This is a genomic window from Pontibaca methylaminivorans, from assembly GCF_900156525.1.
GTDB lineage: Bacteria > Pseudomonadota > Alphaproteobacteria > Rhodobacterales > Rhodobacteraceae > Pontibaca > Pontibaca methylaminivorans.
Map to the genome: position 1 here is coordinate 1 of NZ_FTPS01000003.1, position 14,035 is coordinate 14,035.

At 66.6% G+C, this 14,035-nt stretch carries 16 protein-coding genes; 5 read left to right on the plus strand and 11 right to left on the minus strand.

All coding sequences use genetic code 11. The annotated features are described in order from the left end of the window. The 5 genes from B0B01_RS12140 to cysQ all read right to left on the minus strand — a co-directional run. The coding region (locus B0B01_RS12140) for an NAD-dependent epimerase/dehydratase family protein (RefSeq protein WP_143733102.1) at positions 1–167 on the minus strand (167 nt) is incomplete at its 3' end. A 21-nt stretch (positions 168–188) separates the two neighbouring features. Beyond that, entirely contained in the window at positions 189–1,082 is an 894-nt protein-coding gene (gene galU / locus B0B01_RS12145) for a UTP--glucose-1-phosphate uridylyltransferase GalU (RefSeq protein ID WP_076650340.1), read from the minus strand. A 135-nt stretch (positions 1,083–1,217) separates the two neighbouring features. Beyond that, complete coding sequence (locus tag B0B01_RS12150) at positions 1,218–2,510, minus strand: glycosyltransferase family 2 protein (RefSeq protein ID WP_076650341.1); 1,293 nt, start codon at positions 2,508–2,510, stop codon at positions 1,218–1,220. After that, positions 2,507–3,310: a 3-deoxy-manno-octulosonate cytidylyltransferase gene (locus B0B01_RS12155; protein ID WP_076650342.1), complete on the minus strand. Its 804-nt coding sequence runs from the start codon at positions 3,308–3,310 to the stop codon at positions 2,507–2,509. The genes B0B01_RS12150 and B0B01_RS12155 overlap by 4 nt, the downstream gene beginning before the upstream one ends. Next, positions 3,310–4,152 carry a 3'(2'),5'-bisphosphate nucleotidase CysQ gene (gene cysQ / locus B0B01_RS12160; RefSeq protein WP_076650343.1) on the minus strand — a complete coding sequence of 281 codons (843 nt, stop codon included), beginning with the start codon at positions 4,150–4,152 and terminating at the stop codon, positions 3,310–3,312. Before cysQ ends, B0B01_RS12155 begins: the two co-directional genes overlap by 1 nt. A gap of 95 nt (positions 4,153–4,247) precedes the next feature. Between cysQ and B0B01_RS12165 the strand changes: the two genes are divergently transcribed. Beyond that, a complete protein-coding gene (locus B0B01_RS12165) occupies positions 4,248–5,069 on the plus strand; it encodes an ABC transporter permease (RefSeq protein WP_076650344.1) in 822 nt (273 codons plus the stop codon). Positions 5,070–5,111: 42 nt separating this feature from the next. On the opposite strand, the gene fghA is transcribed toward B0B01_RS12165, so the two are convergent. From fghA to B0B01_RS12185, 4 genes are all read right to left on the minus strand, one after another. Continuing rightward, entirely contained in the window at positions 5,112–5,942 is an 831-nt protein-coding gene (gene fghA, locus B0B01_RS12170) for an S-formylglutathione hydrolase (protein ID WP_076650345.1), read from the minus strand. Between the two features lie 75 nt (positions 5,943–6,017). Next, positions 6,018–6,992, minus strand: coding sequence for an iron exporter MbfA (gene mbfA, locus B0B01_RS12175; RefSeq protein WP_076650346.1), 975 nt, complete (start codon positions 6,990–6,992; stop codon positions 6,018–6,020). 98 nt (positions 6,993–7,090) lie between these two features. Further along, complete coding sequence (locus B0B01_RS12180) at positions 7,091–7,801, minus strand: NYN domain-containing protein (RefSeq protein WP_076650347.1); 711 nt, start codon at positions 7,799–7,801, stop codon at positions 7,091–7,093. Beyond that, positions 7,802–8,929 carry an S-(hydroxymethyl)glutathione dehydrogenase/class III alcohol dehydrogenase gene (locus B0B01_RS12185; protein ID WP_076650348.1) on the minus strand — a complete coding sequence of 376 codons (1,128 nt, stop codon included), beginning with the start codon at positions 8,927–8,929 and terminating at the stop codon, positions 7,802–7,804. Between the two features lie 168 nt (positions 8,930–9,097). Between B0B01_RS12185 and B0B01_RS12190 the strand changes: the two genes are divergently transcribed. Beyond that, on the plus strand, positions 9,098–9,979 hold the full coding sequence (locus B0B01_RS12190; protein ID WP_076650349.1) for a 50S ribosomal protein L11 methyltransferase: 882 nt from the start codon (positions 9,098–9,100) through the stop codon (positions 9,977–9,979). A gap of 126 nt (positions 9,980–10,105) precedes the next feature. On the opposite strand, the gene B0B01_RS12195 is transcribed toward B0B01_RS12190, so the two are convergent. Beyond that, positions 10,106–10,324, minus strand: a complete 219-nt coding sequence (locus B0B01_RS12195) for a DUF1127 domain-containing protein (protein ID WP_076650350.1) — start codon at positions 10,322–10,324, stop codon at positions 10,106–10,108. 335 nt (positions 10,325–10,659) lie between these two features. Here B0B01_RS12195 and ruvC point away from each other — a divergent pair, with 335 nt between their 5' ends. Genes ruvC through ruvB form a run of 3 tightly spaced genes read left to right on the plus strand, consistent with a single transcriptional unit; the run spans position 10,660 to position 12,912 of the window. Then, positions 10,660–11,157: a crossover junction endodeoxyribonuclease RuvC gene (gene ruvC, locus B0B01_RS12200; RefSeq protein WP_076650351.1), complete on the plus strand. Its 498-nt coding sequence runs from the start codon at positions 10,660–10,662 to the stop codon at positions 11,155–11,157. Then, entirely contained in the window at positions 11,154–11,834 is a 681-nt protein-coding gene (gene ruvA, locus B0B01_RS12205) for a Holliday junction branch migration protein RuvA (RefSeq protein WP_076650352.1), read from the plus strand. The genes ruvC and ruvA overlap by 4 nt, the downstream gene beginning before the upstream one ends. Positions 11,835–11,856: 22 nt before the next feature. Next, entirely contained in the window at positions 11,857–12,912 is a 1,056-nt protein-coding gene (gene ruvB / locus B0B01_RS12210; protein ID WP_076650410.1) for a Holliday junction branch migration DNA helicase RuvB, read from the plus strand. Between the two features lie 179 nt (positions 12,913–13,091). Here the strand turns inward: ruvB and B0B01_RS12215 are convergent, their stop codons facing one another. Then, a complete protein-coding gene (locus tag B0B01_RS12215) occupies positions 13,092–13,817 on the minus strand; it encodes a hypothetical protein (protein WP_076650353.1) in 726 nt (241 codons plus the stop codon). Positions 13,818–14,035 lie beyond the last annotated feature (218 nt).

Sequence of the window (14,035 nt, forward strand, 5' to 3'; positions counted from 1 at the left end):
GCGCGGTCGGAAAGGTCGCCTTCCTCGAAGGGGCCGAACTTCACCGCGTCGCGCCAGCCGGTCAGCAGATTGTCATAGGTGACGGGGATGTAACCCGCCGCCTTCAGCGCCTTGCAGGCATGCGAGCCGATATAGCCTGCCCCGCCGGTGACGAGTATGGTTTTCATGTCGGCTGGCCCGCCCTGGTCTTACTGTGCCGCCTTGGGAACGATCACGGTGTCCTGGATATAGCGCAGCAGGTCGTCGCGCAGATCGTCCCGCGCCAGAGCAAAGGCCACCGTCGCCTGCAGGAAGCCCGCCTTGGAGCCGCAGTCGAAACGCTCGCCTTCGAAGCGGTAGCCATGCACCGGATTGCCGGCGCTGATGTCGGCGGCGATGGCGTCAGTCAACTGGATTTCGCCGCCCGCACCGGCCTCGATCCGCTCGAGATTGCGCAGGATCGAAGGCGTCAGGATATAGCGCCCGATCACGGCAAGGTTCGAGGGCGCCTCGGCCGGCTTCGGCTTTTCCACCATGCCGCGCACGGAAAGCACCCGGTCGCGTTCGCCGTTCACGTCGAGGATTCCATAGGACGACACCTGGTCGTGCGGAACCTCCATCGCCGCGACCATGTTGCCGCCGGTCTCGGCATGGGCCTCGACCATCTGCTGCAGGCAGGGGCGCCCGGCGGCGATCACGTCGTCGGGCAGGATCACGGCGAAGGGCTCGTCGGCGATCAGGCGCCGCGCGCACCAGACCGCATGACCAAGCCCATGCGCCCGGTGCTGGCGCAGATAGGCCACCTCGCCGCTTTCCATATAGGTGGATTTCAGCACCTTCAGGAGCTCGTCCTTGCCCTTTTCCTCGAGCTCCCTTTCCAGCATCGGCGCATGATCGAAATAGTTTTCGAGCGCCGATTTCCCGCGCGAGGTGACGAAGATGAAATCGGTGATGCCGGCGGCGCGCGCCTCGTCGATCGCATATTGCACGAGCGGACGGTCAACCAGGGTCATGATTTCCTTGGGAACGGATTTGGTCGCCGGCAGGAAACGGGTGCCGAGCCCTGCCACAGGGAAAATCGCCTTGGTGACCTTGTCGTGCATGATTGAAAACCTCTTGATCCAAATATCGGCCGGCGTGAAATTCGCGTGCCCTTGAAAGCGGCGCCCGGTATGCGGGCAGGGCGGACCCGTCCTTGCCGGCGCTCCACTCGATCATTCAGGGCCTTGCCGAGCCTGTCAATCAGGCCCGGCGGATTCGAGGCATAATTCCGCCGCCGACCGTGCCGCTGTAATCCGTTCCCGTTCCGCCTCGATGCGGCGCGAGGGGCGCCAGAACGCCAGCAGGGGCTGGCTGCGGTCGCTTTTCCCGAACAGGCCGCCGCGCTGCTCCCAATGTGTGTCGCGCCATTCCATGCGATGAAAAAACGCACTCGGCGAGAGGCTGAGCAGGGTCACGTTGGTGCCGCCCTCGGCAAGCGCGCGGGCCTTCGCCCGGAGCGCCCCGAGCCGCCACGAAGGCCCTGCAAGAAACCTGTCGCCCGGCCCGGACAGGGGCACAAAGCGGGAAAAATCGCGTGCAGGCGGCGGCAGGGAAACAAGGGGCTGTGCGCGCCGCGTCAGCCCTTCGGCAAATCCGGCCTCGAGCGAGGCGAGCAGGCGGCGCATGTCCGCGGGTTCGATCCCGCCGGCGATCAGGTGGCGGATGGCACGGGCGCGTTCCCCGGCCTGCACCCGCCGCCACGCGGCATCGAGCCGGTCCGGGGCATGGGCGCTCAGGAACACGGCCCAGCTTGCGCCGATCTCGTGCAGGTCGCGCGGCACCCGGTCGGCGCGGCGCAAGCGGCTTGCGGCAAAGCCGTGATGCACCTGCGCAAGCGGCACGATGGCGCTGACCAGGCCGCGCCGGCCCATGCGCAGGTTCAAGTCGGTTTCATCAAGAAAGAACCGATAGCGCGGGTCGAAACCGCCAAGCCCGGCGATGACCGTGCGCCGGAACGCCATGTTGGTACCTTCAAGCTTGATCGCGCGCTCCCGCGTCGGGGTGAGCGCCACCGGATGCGGGCCGCGCAGCCGGATCGGGGCCGTGCGCCCGCAATGATCGACCGAACGCGCGCGGGACTGGAACGAGATGCCGTTGCGGCCCCGCACATAGCCACCCGCCGCCGCCACCGCGGAGTCGGAAAACGCCGCCGCGAGATGATGCAGCCAGGCCGGCTCGGGCACGGCGTCGTCGTCGATGAAGGCGACGATATCCCCGGCGGCGGCGGTGATGCCGAGATTGCGGGCACGCGATATGTTCGCCTCGTCGAAGCCGGTTACATGAAGGCCGGCGGCAAAGGGCAGGCGGGCGAGCGCCGCGCGCCCCGGCGTGTCGGCGACCACGATGATCTCGTAGGGGTCGTGGATCTGGCGGGCGAGCCCGGTCAGGCAGCGGCACAGCGCCTGCGGCCGGCCGTGGCTGACCACCACGACGCTGACGCTGACACCGGCCCGGGCCGGAGCCGGAGCCGCGCCCGGCGTGGGGATCATTTCATCTTCATGTCGGCCAGCATGGCCTCGATGCGGGGAATATCCTCGGGGTTGTTCAGCTCCCAGAACTGGCGCCCGCGCGATTCGACCTCGACGCAAAGCACCTTGCGGCCCTGTTCGAGAAAGCGCAGCTGTTCGAGCCCCTCCAGCAGTTCAAGCCGCCCGGTCGGCCAGCGGGGATAGGCGGCGAGCGCCGCCGCGCGATAGGCATAGACGCCCACGTGATGAAAGACGGCGGTCTGTTCGGCGTCGCTCTGGGGCGCGGCAGCGGTGTAGGGGATCACTTCCTTGCTGAAATAAAGCGCTTGCCGGTCGGCGCCGAACACGGCCGTCGTGCCGCCGACCCGGCCCGCGCGGCGATCGGCCAGCAGCGCGCCGAGCATGTGCCCGTCGCAGCGCAGCACCGGAGTCGCGATTTCGGCCTCGGGCGCGTTGCGCAGCCCGGCAATCAGATCCTCGACGAACCAGCTCGGGGTGAGCGGCGCATCCCCCTGAAGGTTCACCACGAAATCGAAGTCGCCGCCAAGCGTTGCATGGGCCTCGGCGCAGCGTTCGGTGCCGTTCGCGCAATCGCGCGAGGTCATCACCACCTCGGCGCCGAATTCCTGCGCCGCCTCGCGGATGCGATCGTCATCGGTGGCAACCACCACGCGTTCGATCCCCTCGACGGCGCGGGCCGCATTCCACGAGCGTTCGATCAGGCTTTTCGTGGTGCCGCTGGCACCGCGCAGCCGCGCAAGCGGCTTGCCGGGAAAGCGGCTCGAGGCATAGCGGGCGGGAATGACGACAAGAACGGCCATCAGCTTTCCTCCAGTCGGACCGAGGGGGCACAGGCGATGAAGAACGGGTTGGCGAAACCGTCCTTGCCATAGGACAGCGGCGCAAGATCGTCGAACCGCAGAACCTGCCCGCCTGCACCGGCAAGGACGGCATGACCCGCGGCCGTGTCCCATTCCATGGTGCGCCCGAGACGGGGATAAAGATCGGCCTCGCCACTGGCCACAAGGCAGAATTTCAGCGAGGAACCGGCGCTTTTCACGTCACCGACCTCGTAGCGGGCGATATAGGCGTCGGTTTCGGCATCGCGGTGCGATTTGCTGGCGACGACGCGCAGCGCGGCGTTGTCGGCCTGCGCCACGCGCAGCGGTGTAGTGGCGCCGATTTGCTCGGGGTCGAAGGGGCCGGTTTCCTCGACCGAACTGCCATCGGCAAGGGTCAGGAACATGCGCCTGCGCGCCGGCGCATAGACCACCCCGCGCCGGGGCGTGCCGCCTTCGACCCAGGCGATATTCACCGTGAAATCGCCGCGCCGCCTGACGAATTCCTTGGTGCCGTCCAATGGATCGACGATGAAGAACGTATCCCCGCTGTGCCGGTGCGAGGCGGCCTGTTCCTCGGTCACCAGCGCCACATCGGGAAAGGCGTCGCGCAGCCCGGCGGAAATCAGCCGGTCGGCGGATTCATCCGCTTCGGTCACCGGGCTTTCGTCGGATTTGGTCCGGACCTCGAAATCGTCCGAGTTGTAAATCTCCATGATCCGCTCTCCGGCCTGGATGGCGAGCTTTCGAATCACATGAAGAAGGCGTTCCTGATCCACGGCGGACTCCGTTCCTGCTGGCAGGTCCGCTGGGCGAGATTGCATTCGGACCTGCCGCCTTTTATGCTTTGCCAACGGCAGAACGACAAGATGCGGGCAGAGTTCCCCGGTCTCGGGTGCCGGCACACGGGATCGGCACCATGTTTCACACGGGACAGCGACGGGGCAGGCTTGCAGGCGCGTTTCACCTGCTCGAGCTGATCTATCACTCGGCGGTGCGCAATATCCGCCGCCGTCACAACAACGCCTTCATCGCCATCGGCGTCAACATCCTGCAATCGGTGGTGTTCGTGATGGTGTTCTACGCGATGTTCGTGGTGCTCGGCATCCGCTCGACGGCGCTGCGCGGCGATTTCCTGCTGTATATCATGTCGGGCATCTTCCTGTTCATGTGCCACGTCAAGGCCGTGGGTGCGGTCACCGGCGCCGAGGGGCCGGCCAGCGCGATCATGAAACACGCGCCGATGAATACGGTCATTTCCGTGTCTTCGGCGGCGCTGGCCTGTCTTTACGTGCAGATCCTGTCGATGGCGGTGATCCTGTTCGTCTATCACGTCGCCTTTACCCCGATCACCATCGACGATCCCGTTGGCGCGGTCGGCATGGTGCTGCTCGGCTGGTTCACGGGCTGTTCGGTCGGGCTGATCTTCTATGCGCTGAAGCCCTGGTTTCCGACCTTCGTAAGCGTCGCGACCATGGCCTATCAGCGGGCGAGCATGATCGTGTCGGGCAAGATGTTCCTCGCCAACTCGCTGCCGGCCTTCATGCTGGCGCTGTTCGACTGGAATCCGCTGTTCCACTGCATCGACCAGGCGCGCGGATTCGTGTTCCTGAACTACACGCCGCTGTTCACAAGCTGGAAATATGCCCTCTGGGTCGGCATCGCGCTGACGATGATCGGCCTGATGGGCGAATTCCACACCCGCCGCCGCGCCTCGATCAGCTGGAGCGCGCGGCAGTAGGGCGGGACGGGGCGCGCCCGCAGGCGCACCCGCCGCCCCGGATCAGGTCCAGAGCGCCTCGGCATGGAAGGCGATGTGGTCTTCCATGAAGGACGAGACGAAGAAATAGCTGTGATCGTACCCCGGCTGCATGCGGAACGCGGCCTGCTGGCGGCGCGCGGCGATCGCTTCGGCTAGGGTTTCGGGGCGCAGCAGCTCGATGAACTGGTCATTGGTGCCGGTGTCGATCAGCATCGGGCCGTCAAAGCCCTTTTCGCGCATCAGAAGCGAGGCGTCGTGGCGCGCCCACTTGCTTTCATCGGCGCCCAGATAGCCGGAAAGCTGCTTGCGCCCCCAGTCCGAACTGGCCGGGTTGCAGATCGGCGAGAAGGCCGAAACCGAACGGTAGCGTTCGGGCAGGTTCATCGCCAGCGTCAGCGCCCCGTGCCCGCCCATGGAATGGCCGGTGATCGACTGCCGCTCGGCGTCGATGGCGAAATTCCGGGCCAGAAGCGCGGGCAGTTCCTCGGCGACGTAATCCCACATCCGGAAATGCGGCTTCCACGGATCTTCGGTTGCGTTGACGTAAAACCCCGCGCCCTGGCCCATGTCGAAGGCATCGTCATTGGCGATGCCCTCGCCGCGCGGCGAGGTGTCGGGAAAGACCAGCGCGATGCCGTGCTCGGCGGCCCAGCCCTGCGCGGCGGCCTTGGTCATGGCGTTTTCATGGGTGCATGTGAGCCCGGACAGATACCAGAGCAGCGGCACATTCTCGTCCCGGGCCTCTTCGGGCAGGAAAAGGCCGAAGGTCATGTCGCACCGGCAACTGTCGGACTTGTGGCGATAGACGCCCTGGACACCGCCGAAACAGGCATTTTCAGAGATGGTTTCCACCTTTTCACTCCTCTTGTTTCCGCTTGATCGCCGCCATGGCTACAGGCTGGGGGCGTTCAGGTCCAGTCCGGGGCCTCAGCCGCTGCCGATCAGGATGCCCGCCGCCAGCACCAGCGCACCCCCGAGCACCACCTGGAACGCGGCCCGGAAGAACGGGGTTTCCATATAGCGCCGCTGGATCCAGGCGATGGCCCAGAGTTCGACAAAGACGATGACAAAGGCCAGCGTGGTCGCGGTCCAGAAATCGGTAATGAGATAGGGCAGGGCGTGCCCCATGCCGCCAAGCGTGGTCATGATGCCCGAAGCAAGCCCGCGCTTCACCGGAGAGCCGCGGCCGGAGATTTCCCCGTCGTCCGAGGCCGCTTCGGTAAAGCCCATGGAAATCCCGGCCCCGACCGAGGCAGCAATCCCGATCAGCAGCGTGGTCTGCGTGTCATGGGTCGCGAAAGCGGTGGCAAAGATCGGCGCAAGGGTCGAGACCGAGCCATCCATCAGCCCGGCAAGCCCCGGCTGCACCCAGGTCAGGACGAACTGGCGATGCGCGGCGGCGTCTTCCTGTGCGCGGGCGTCTCCGACCAGGTGCGCCTCGGCCAGATCACCGGCCAGTGTCTGATGGCGCGCCTCGGCCGCGGCCAGATCACCGAGCAGGCGCCGCGTCTCGGCATCGCCTGTCCGCCGGACCGCGGCAAGGTAGAACTGTTCGGCATCATGTTCCATCAATGCCGCTTCGGCGCGGATGCGGTCGAGCCCGAGATTCTGAATCAGCCAGACCGGGCGGCGGTTGTAATAGCCCGCCACATGTTCGCGCCGCAGCAGGGGGATCGTGGATCCGAACCGCGCCTCGTGCAGGGCGATCAGTTGCGCGCGATGGGCGTCTTCCTCTTCGGCCATGGCCTCGAACATGCGCGCGCTGGCCGGATAGTCGCCACGCAGGCGTTCGGCATAGCTGCGGTAGATGCGCGCGTCGTCCTCCTCGGACGAGATGGCAAGGGCGAGGATTTCCTGTTCGGTCAGGTCGCGGAAACGTTTGCGTTGCGGAAGAAAGCGCATCGGATGCCCCTAGTTTAGAATTATTCCAAACTACAGGGCTGCCCCCGCCGGTGCAAGCCGCCATCACGGCCTTCGGGCGGCGGCAGGGGGCCGGCTTCTCAGTCGATCCGGCGCACGAGGATCTGGTTTCCCTCGCCCCGGCGGGTCTCGAAGCGCTTGAGCGCGGCGACAAGGTCGCTCAGCTTGCGCTTGCCGAAGCTGCGCGTGTCGAAATCGGGGTTCGCGGCGGTGATGAACTGGCCGAGCTTGCCCAGCGCATACCAGTCGTCATCCTGGTCGATCGCGTCCATCGCCTTCAGGATCAGGTCGCGCGCCTCCGCTAGCGGCCGGCTGGCGGAGGAACGTTCCGGTGCCGTGTCGTCCTCTTCGCGGTCACCGAGGTTTTCAAGGTATATGAACCGTTTGCACGCCTTGACGAAGGCCGAGGGCGTCTTCTGCATGCCCATGCCGAACACGTCTATTCCCTGTTCGCGGATGCGGCTTGCGAGGCGGGTGAAATCGCTGTCGGAACTGATCAGCACGAAGCCGTCGAACCGCCCCGTGTGCATGAGATCCATCGCGTCGATCACCAGAGCGATGTCGCTGGCGTTCTTGCCCACGGTATTCGCCGGCTGGTGGTGCGGGACCAGCCCGAAATCGGCCTGGACCCGCGACCAGCCCGCCATCTGCGAGCTGGAGAAATCGCCATAGCAGCGCCGCACCGATGCCTCGCCCAGCGAGGCGATCTCGTCGAAGATCGCTTTCGCATATTTGGGCGAGGTGTTGTCGGCGTCGATCAGGATGGCGAGATGGGTGCTCTCGGCCGCCATTCAGTACAGCACGACCGAACGGATCGATTCACCCCGGTTCATCAGGTCAAAGCCCTTGTTGATGTCCTCGAGCGGCATGGTGTGGGTGATCATCGGGTCGATCTCGATCTTGCCGTCCATGTACCAGTCGACGATCTTCGGCACATCGGTGCGGCCGCGCGCGCCGCCAAAGGCCGTGCCCTTCCAGACCCGGCCGGTGACCAGCTGGAACGGACGGGTGCTGATCTCGGCCCCCGCGGGCGCGACGCCGATGATGATCGACTGCCCCCAGCCACGATGCGAACATTCGAGCGCGTCGCGCATCACCTGCACGTTGCCGGTCGCGTCAAAGCTGTAATCCACGCCGCCGATCGGGTCGAAGTCGGTTTTGGTCATCCCGACGATTTCCTGAACCACGTTCTCGACGTTCTTCGGGTTGATGAAATGGGTCATGCCGAACTGTTCGGCCATGGTGCGCTTTTCATCGTTCAGATCGACGCCGATGATCATGTCCGCCCCGGCAAGCCGCAGGCCCTGGATCACGTTCAGCCCGATGCCGCCCAGCCCGAACACCGCGGCGGTCGAGCCGATCTCGACACCGGCCGTATTGATCACCGCGCCGATGCCGGTGGTGACGCCGCAGCCGATATAGCAGATCTTGTCGAAGGGCGCGTCCTCGCGCACTTTGGCCAGGGCGATCTCGGGCAGCACGGTGTGGTTCGCGAAGGTCGAGCAGCCCATGTAGTGATGGATCGGCGTGCCGTCGAGCATGCTGAACCGGGTCGTGCCGTCGGGCATCAGCCCCTGGCCCTGGGTCGCACGGATCGCGTGGCACATGTTGGTCTTGCCCGACAGGCACGAGGCGCACTGGCGGCATTCGGGGGTGTAAAGCGGGATCACGTGATCGCCCGGCTTGACCGAGGTCACGCCCTCGCCGATCTCGACCACCACGCCGGCCCCTTCGTGGCCGAGGATCGCCGGAAAGATCCCTTCGGGGTCGGCGCCGGACAGCGTGAACTCATCCGTGTGGCAGATACCGGTTGCCTTGATTTCAACCATGACCTCGCCGGCCTTGGGGCCTTCGAGTTCGACTTCCATGATTTCGAGCGGTTTTCCCGCCTCGAGCGCGACAGCGGCACGAGTACGCATATCGGTCTCCTTCTCTAGAATGCGGGGGGAGCATGCGTCAATCAAGGCGATGTTTCAACTCTGCAATGTTGCGCCCTCCGCTCCGGGCGGGGTTGCGGGGGGCGGCGGCTTGACCGTGGCCGTGATCGGCAATAGGCGCAGGGCGCGGCCACAGCAGGAGCCCGTGATATGCCCGTATTCACTGCCCTTACCACATTGCCCGACGAGGCCCGGGCGGCGGCGCTCGGCACCGCCATGGAGCGGATGGAGCCGGTCCCGGTCGGCGTCGGCGTTTTCGAGCTCGAGGACGGCTCCGGCCTCTGGGAGGTCGGCGGCTATTTCGAGGCAGAGCCCGACGCGGTGGCGCTGGCGCTGCTCGCGGCGGCGTTCGAGGCGCGCCCCTTCACGGTTTCGGAACTGCCCGAAACCGATTGGGTCGCCCATGTGCGTCGTGAACTGGCGCCGGTGCGGGCCGGGCGCTTCTGGGTGCACGGAAGCCATGACGCCGGCCGCGAACCCGAGGGTTGCGTGCCGCTGCGGATCGAGGCGGCGATGGCCTTCGGCACCGGCCACCACGGCACGACGCTCGGCTGTCTGCTGATGCTTGAACAACTGGCTGCCGGGGCGGATGCACCCGATCCCCGGCGCATCATTGATGTGGGCAGCGGCACCGCGGTGCTGGCGATGGCGGCGGCGCATCTCTGGGAAGGCGCCGCGATCATCGCCTCCGACATCGACCCGGTGGCGGTCGAGGTCGCGCGGGCCAATCTGGAGGTGAACGGGCTTTCGGGGCGGATCGCCTGTGTCGAGGCGGCGGGGCTTGCCCATCCCGAGCTTGCCGCTCTTGCGCCTTTTGACCTGATCCTTGCCAATATCCTCAAGGGGCCGCTGCTGGCGCTGGCGCCGGATTTCGCCGCGAGCCTCGCCCCCGGCGGTCATGCGATCCTGTCGGGCATCCTGACCGAACAGGCCGCCGGTGTGGCGCAGGGCTATGCGCAGGCCGGCTTTGCCGAGCTTTCGCGCATGGATCTGGGCGACTGGACCACGCTGCTTCTGCGGCGGAGCGGTTGACCGGAGGGCACGCCCGGATCCGTTGTGGCACCGGTGATCCGAAGCGACAAAAGAAACGCCGCGCGAGTGCTGCCCGCGCGGCGTCAATGGATCCGGTCGATCATGTGCCCGGATGGCCCCCGGCGTTCAGCGCCGATGCTTGCCGGCGGCGATCAGTTCGATATCGCCGCGGACAAGGCCGATATCCTCGAGCTGACGGTCCGACAGCCGGCCAAGCGCCTTGCGCGCGCTGCGGCCGTCGTTCCAGGAGGCGATCCCGGCATGAACTGCGGTGAACATTGCGCCGGCCCGGCCAAGAAAACCAGGCGCGCCGTAATTGGTGCGTGTCGTATCGAAAGCGGCCATACTCATCTCCTTCGCCGTTGTGCGCGCGCAAGCGCAGCGTGGTCGTTTGAGTTGCAGTTAGGCACCTGTTCCAGACCCGGCAAGTCGTGTTTGGACATGGCAGCCATGCAGCCGCGGCATGGCTGGCCGGTTTCGCGCAAACCTTTGAAAGGCTAAGGAAAATTCACGCTCAACATGCCGCTTATAGCCCCTGTTGTGTCGCTTTCAGGCCGTCTGCGTCCCGCCGGCCGCAAGGCGGCAAATCCGGGCAAAATACCGCAGCAATGTGGACGGTGTTCGCTTTTCGTGCTAGCGGGTCGAAAAGGCAACATATTGCCGGCGGGCAGGGCGGTCGAATGCGGATTCTGGGGATTGATCCGGGCTTGCGGACACTGGGTTGGGGCGTCATCGAATCGGATGGCACGCGGCTGCGTCACGTGGCGAACGGATCCTGCCGCTCCGGCGAGGGGGAACTCGGCCAGCGGCTGCTGTCTCTGCACCGCCAGCTAAGCGAAATCTGCGCCCGCTTTGCCCCCGACGAGGCCGCGATCGAACAGACCTTTGTCAATCGCGACGGGGCCGGCACGCTGAAACTCGGCCAGGCGCGGGGCGTTGCGCTGCTGGTGCCGGCGCAGGCGGGGCTCAGGATCGGGGAATATGCGCCGAACCGCGTCAAGAAGACGGTGGTCGGCGTCGGCCATGCCGACAAGGCGCAGATCCTGCATATGGTGCGGCTGCAACTGCCGGGCTGTGATCCCGAGGGGCCGGATGCCGCCGATGCGCTGGCCATCGCGATCTGCCATGCGCGCTACAGCGCCGCGCCGGCCCGGACCCTGCGCGAGGTGCGGGCGTGATCGGGCGGATCCGGGGGCGGCTCGACTGGCGCGGCGGCGATCATGTGCTGATCGACGTGGGCGGCGTGGGCTATATCGTCCACTGCTCCGAGCGCACGCTCGCCGCGCTGCCGGCGGTGGGCGAGGCGGTCTCGCTTTATACCGATCTTGTCGTGCGCGAGGATCTGCTGCAGCTGATCGGTTTCCCGAGCCTCGTGGAAAAGGAATGGTATCGTCTGCTGACCACGGTGCAGGGGGTCGGGGCCAAGGTGGCGCTTGCGATCCTCGGCGCGATCGGGGCCGAGGGGCTCGGGCGGGCGATCGCGCTCGGCGACTGGGCGGCGGTGCGGGTGGCGCGCGGTGTCGGCCCCAAGACCGCACAGCGCATCGTGCTGGAACTCAAGGACAAGGCCCCGGCCGTCATGGCGATGGGCACGGCCGCGGAACCCCCCGCACCGAGCGCCGCACCCACAACCGACGATGAAACGGTGACGCCACCGCCATCCGGCGGCGAGGCCGCAGCGGGTGGGCAGGGGCGTGCCTCGGCCCAGGCGGATGCGCTTTCGGCGCTCGGCAACCTCGGCTATGGCCCCTCCGAGGCGGCAGCGGCAGTAGCGCAGGCGGCGGGCGAGACGCCGGAAGCAGGGGCGGAGGCGCTGATCCGGCAAGCGCTGAAACTGCTGGCGCCCAAGGCATAGCAGCGGCAAGGTGGCGAAGATCATGAGCGATTCCGACCCGATACTGCGCCCCGAGCCGCTGCCCGAAGACGGCCCGGAGGGCAGGGGCGAAGACATCGACCGTGCGCTGCGCCCGCAGCGGCTTGACGAATTCATCGGTCAGGCCGAGGCCCGCGCCAACCTGAGCATCTTCATCGCCTCGGCGCGGCAGCGGGGCGAGGCGATGGACCACACGCTGTTCCACGGCCCCCCCGGGCTCGGCAAGACGACGCTGGCGCAGATCGTCGCGCGCGAACTTGGCGTCGGTTTCCGCATGACCTCGGGGCCGGTGCTGGCGCGGGCGGGCGATCTTGCGGCGATCCTCACCAATCTCGAGGCGCGGGATGTGCTCTTCATCGACGAGATTCATCGCCTGAACCCGGCAGTGGAAGAAGTGCTCTATCCGGCGCTCGAGGATTTCGAGCTTGACCTCGTGATCGGGGAGGGGCCGGCGGCGCGGACCGTGCGGATCGAGCTGCAGCCCTTCACGCTGGTCGGCGCCACCACGCGCATGGGGCTGCTGACGACGCCGCTGCGCGACCGCTTCGGCATCCCGACCCGGCTGCAGTTCTATACCGTGGACGAGCTGCACGAAATTGTCAGCCGCAACGCCAGAAAGCTCGGCGCGCCGGCAGAAGACGCGGGCGCGCGCGAGATCGCACGCCGCGCCCGCGGCACGCCGCGCATCGCCGGGCGGCTCTTGCGGCGGGTGGTGGATTTCGCCATCGTCGAGGGCGACGGCGTCATCACCCGTGATCTGGCCGACAACGCGCTGAGCCGTCTCGGCGTCGATCATCTGGGGCTCGACGGGGCGGACCGGCGCTATCTGCGCCTCATCGCCGAAAGCTACATGGGCGGGCCCGTGGGCATCGAGACCCTGAGCGCCGCCCTGAGCGAAAGCCGCGATGCGCTTGAAGAGGTGATCGAGCCCTTCCTGCTGCAACAGGGGCTGATCCAGCGCACCCCGCGCGGGCGGATGCTGGCGCACGGGGCCTGGTCGCATCTGGGCCTCGTGCCGCCGCAGCAAACCGCGCGCCCGCAGTCCGACCTGTTCGGCTGAAACCGGGCGGTCCCGGCGCGCATGAAAAATGCCGCCCCCTGAGGGGGACGGCATCACGGGCGGGCAGGCGCCCCGTTTGGTCCCTGGCCATTCAGGCCAGCAGCACCAGCAGGATGATGATCCAGAGCGGCACGCCCAGAAGCCAGAGCAGAATGGCCGGCATCTCGTTTCCTCCTATGTCATGTCCAGCGGCCGAAACGTGCCGTGGCGCGGCCTTCGTCGCGGTGACGCCCGCCAAGGCTCGCGGCCCAGTATGCGGCAGCCGCCGCTATGAAGAGCGAAGCCGCGACGACAAAGGCGGCGACGATCCCGTATTTGCGCGCCTCGTCGGCCTGCGCCTTAGTGGGAGCGCGGTCGGCCTCGGCGCGGTCTTCTCGCGGCGTCGGCGCGGTCGTGGTTCCGGCCTCGTCGCTTGCCGCGCTGCTTTCGTCCTGCGTGGTGGCATCCATGGCGGCGGCCGCAGTTTCGGCAATCGGCCCCTCGGCGCGGCTCGCCACGTCGGTGGCCTGCCCGATACCGGCCGCAAGGATGACCGCGCCGACGAGCACCCCGACGCCCCAGACCGTCAGCCCGTGGATCCCGTCGCGGATCCCGACCTCATCGGCATTGGCGCTGTCGATCCGGCGGCGCATGCGGCCGGCGATATATCCGCCGACCATGAAGCTCGAGACCACGGTCCAGATCATCCAGCTTCCGATCGCCAGCAACGATGCCAGCGCCGACCCTTCGCCCTCATAGGGAGAGGCCAGCGTCAGCCCGATCCCCGTGCCGAAGGTCGTGAACACGAAAGCGATGGCCGATGCGACGACCCCGCCGGCAAAGACCGCCGGCCAGTCCACGTAGCTTCCGTCATGGAGGCTGCGTGGCGCCGAGGCGGCAGTAAGTGTTTCGGTGCGTTCAGGCATGTCCTTCCGTCCTTTCAACGATGGGTTACGAAGCTCGAGCGGCCCGTTACCGCAGCCCCAGCAAGGACAGGATCGCCAGAACGACGACGACAAGCCCGACGAGATAGATGATTCCGTTCATGTTGTTTCCTCCGGCATCTGTTGACGCTGCACGGGCATCTGACGTGATTGTGAATGCCCGTCATGTCAGGAGGATAACAGCTTTCCGCCAAAGGAGT

What these genes read in the sequence shown, in the direction of transcription:
- galU (WP_076650340.1), bottom strand. Translation starts at nt 1,082, where the DNA reads ATGCACGACAAGGTCACCAAGGCGATTTTCCCTGTGGCAGGGCTCGGC.
- B0B01_RS12150 (WP_076650341.1), bottom strand. Translation starts at nt 2,510, where the DNA reads ATGATCCCCACGCCGGGCGCGGCTCCGGCTCCGGCCCGGGCCGGTGTC.
- B0B01_RS12155 (WP_076650342.1), bottom strand. Translation starts at nt 3,310, where the DNA reads ATGGCCGTTCTTGTCGTCATTCCCGCCCGCTATGCCTCGAGCCGCTTT.
- cysQ (WP_076650343.1), bottom strand. Translation starts at nt 4,152, where the DNA reads ATGCAATCTCGCCCAGCGGACCTGCCAGCAGGAACGGAGTCCGCCGTG.
- B0B01_RS12165 (WP_076650344.1), top strand. Translation starts at nt 4,248, where the DNA reads ATGTTTCACACGGGACAGCGACGGGGCAGGCTTGCAGGCGCGTTTCAC.
- mbfA (WP_076650346.1), bottom strand. Translation starts at nt 6,992, where the DNA reads ATGCGCTTTCTTCCGCAACGCAAACGTTTCCGCGACCTGACCGAACAG.
- B0B01_RS12180 (WP_076650347.1), bottom strand. Translation starts at nt 7,801, where the DNA reads ATGGCGGCCGAGAGCACCCATCTCGCCATCCTGATCGACGCCGACAAC.
- B0B01_RS12185 (WP_076650348.1), bottom strand. Translation starts at nt 8,929, where the DNA reads ATGCGTACTCGTGCCGCTGTCGCGCTCGAGGCGGGAAAACCGCTCGAA.
- B0B01_RS12190 (WP_076650349.1), top strand. Translation starts at nt 9,098, where the DNA reads ATGCCCGTATTCACTGCCCTTACCACATTGCCCGACGAGGCCCGGGCG.
- B0B01_RS12195 (WP_076650350.1), bottom strand. Translation starts at nt 10,324, where the DNA reads ATGGCCGCTTTCGATACGACACGCACCAATTACGGCGCGCCTGGTTTT.
- ruvC (WP_076650351.1), top strand. Translation starts at nt 10,660, where the DNA reads ATGCGGATTCTGGGGATTGATCCGGGCTTGCGGACACTGGGTTGGGGC.
- ruvB (WP_076650410.1), top strand. Translation starts at nt 11,857, where the DNA reads ATGAGCGATTCCGACCCGATACTGCGCCCCGAGCCGCTGCCCGAAGAC.
- B0B01_RS12215 (WP_076650353.1), bottom strand. Translation starts at nt 13,817, where the DNA reads ATGCCTGAACGCACCGAAACACTTACTGCCGCCTCGGCGCCACGCAGC.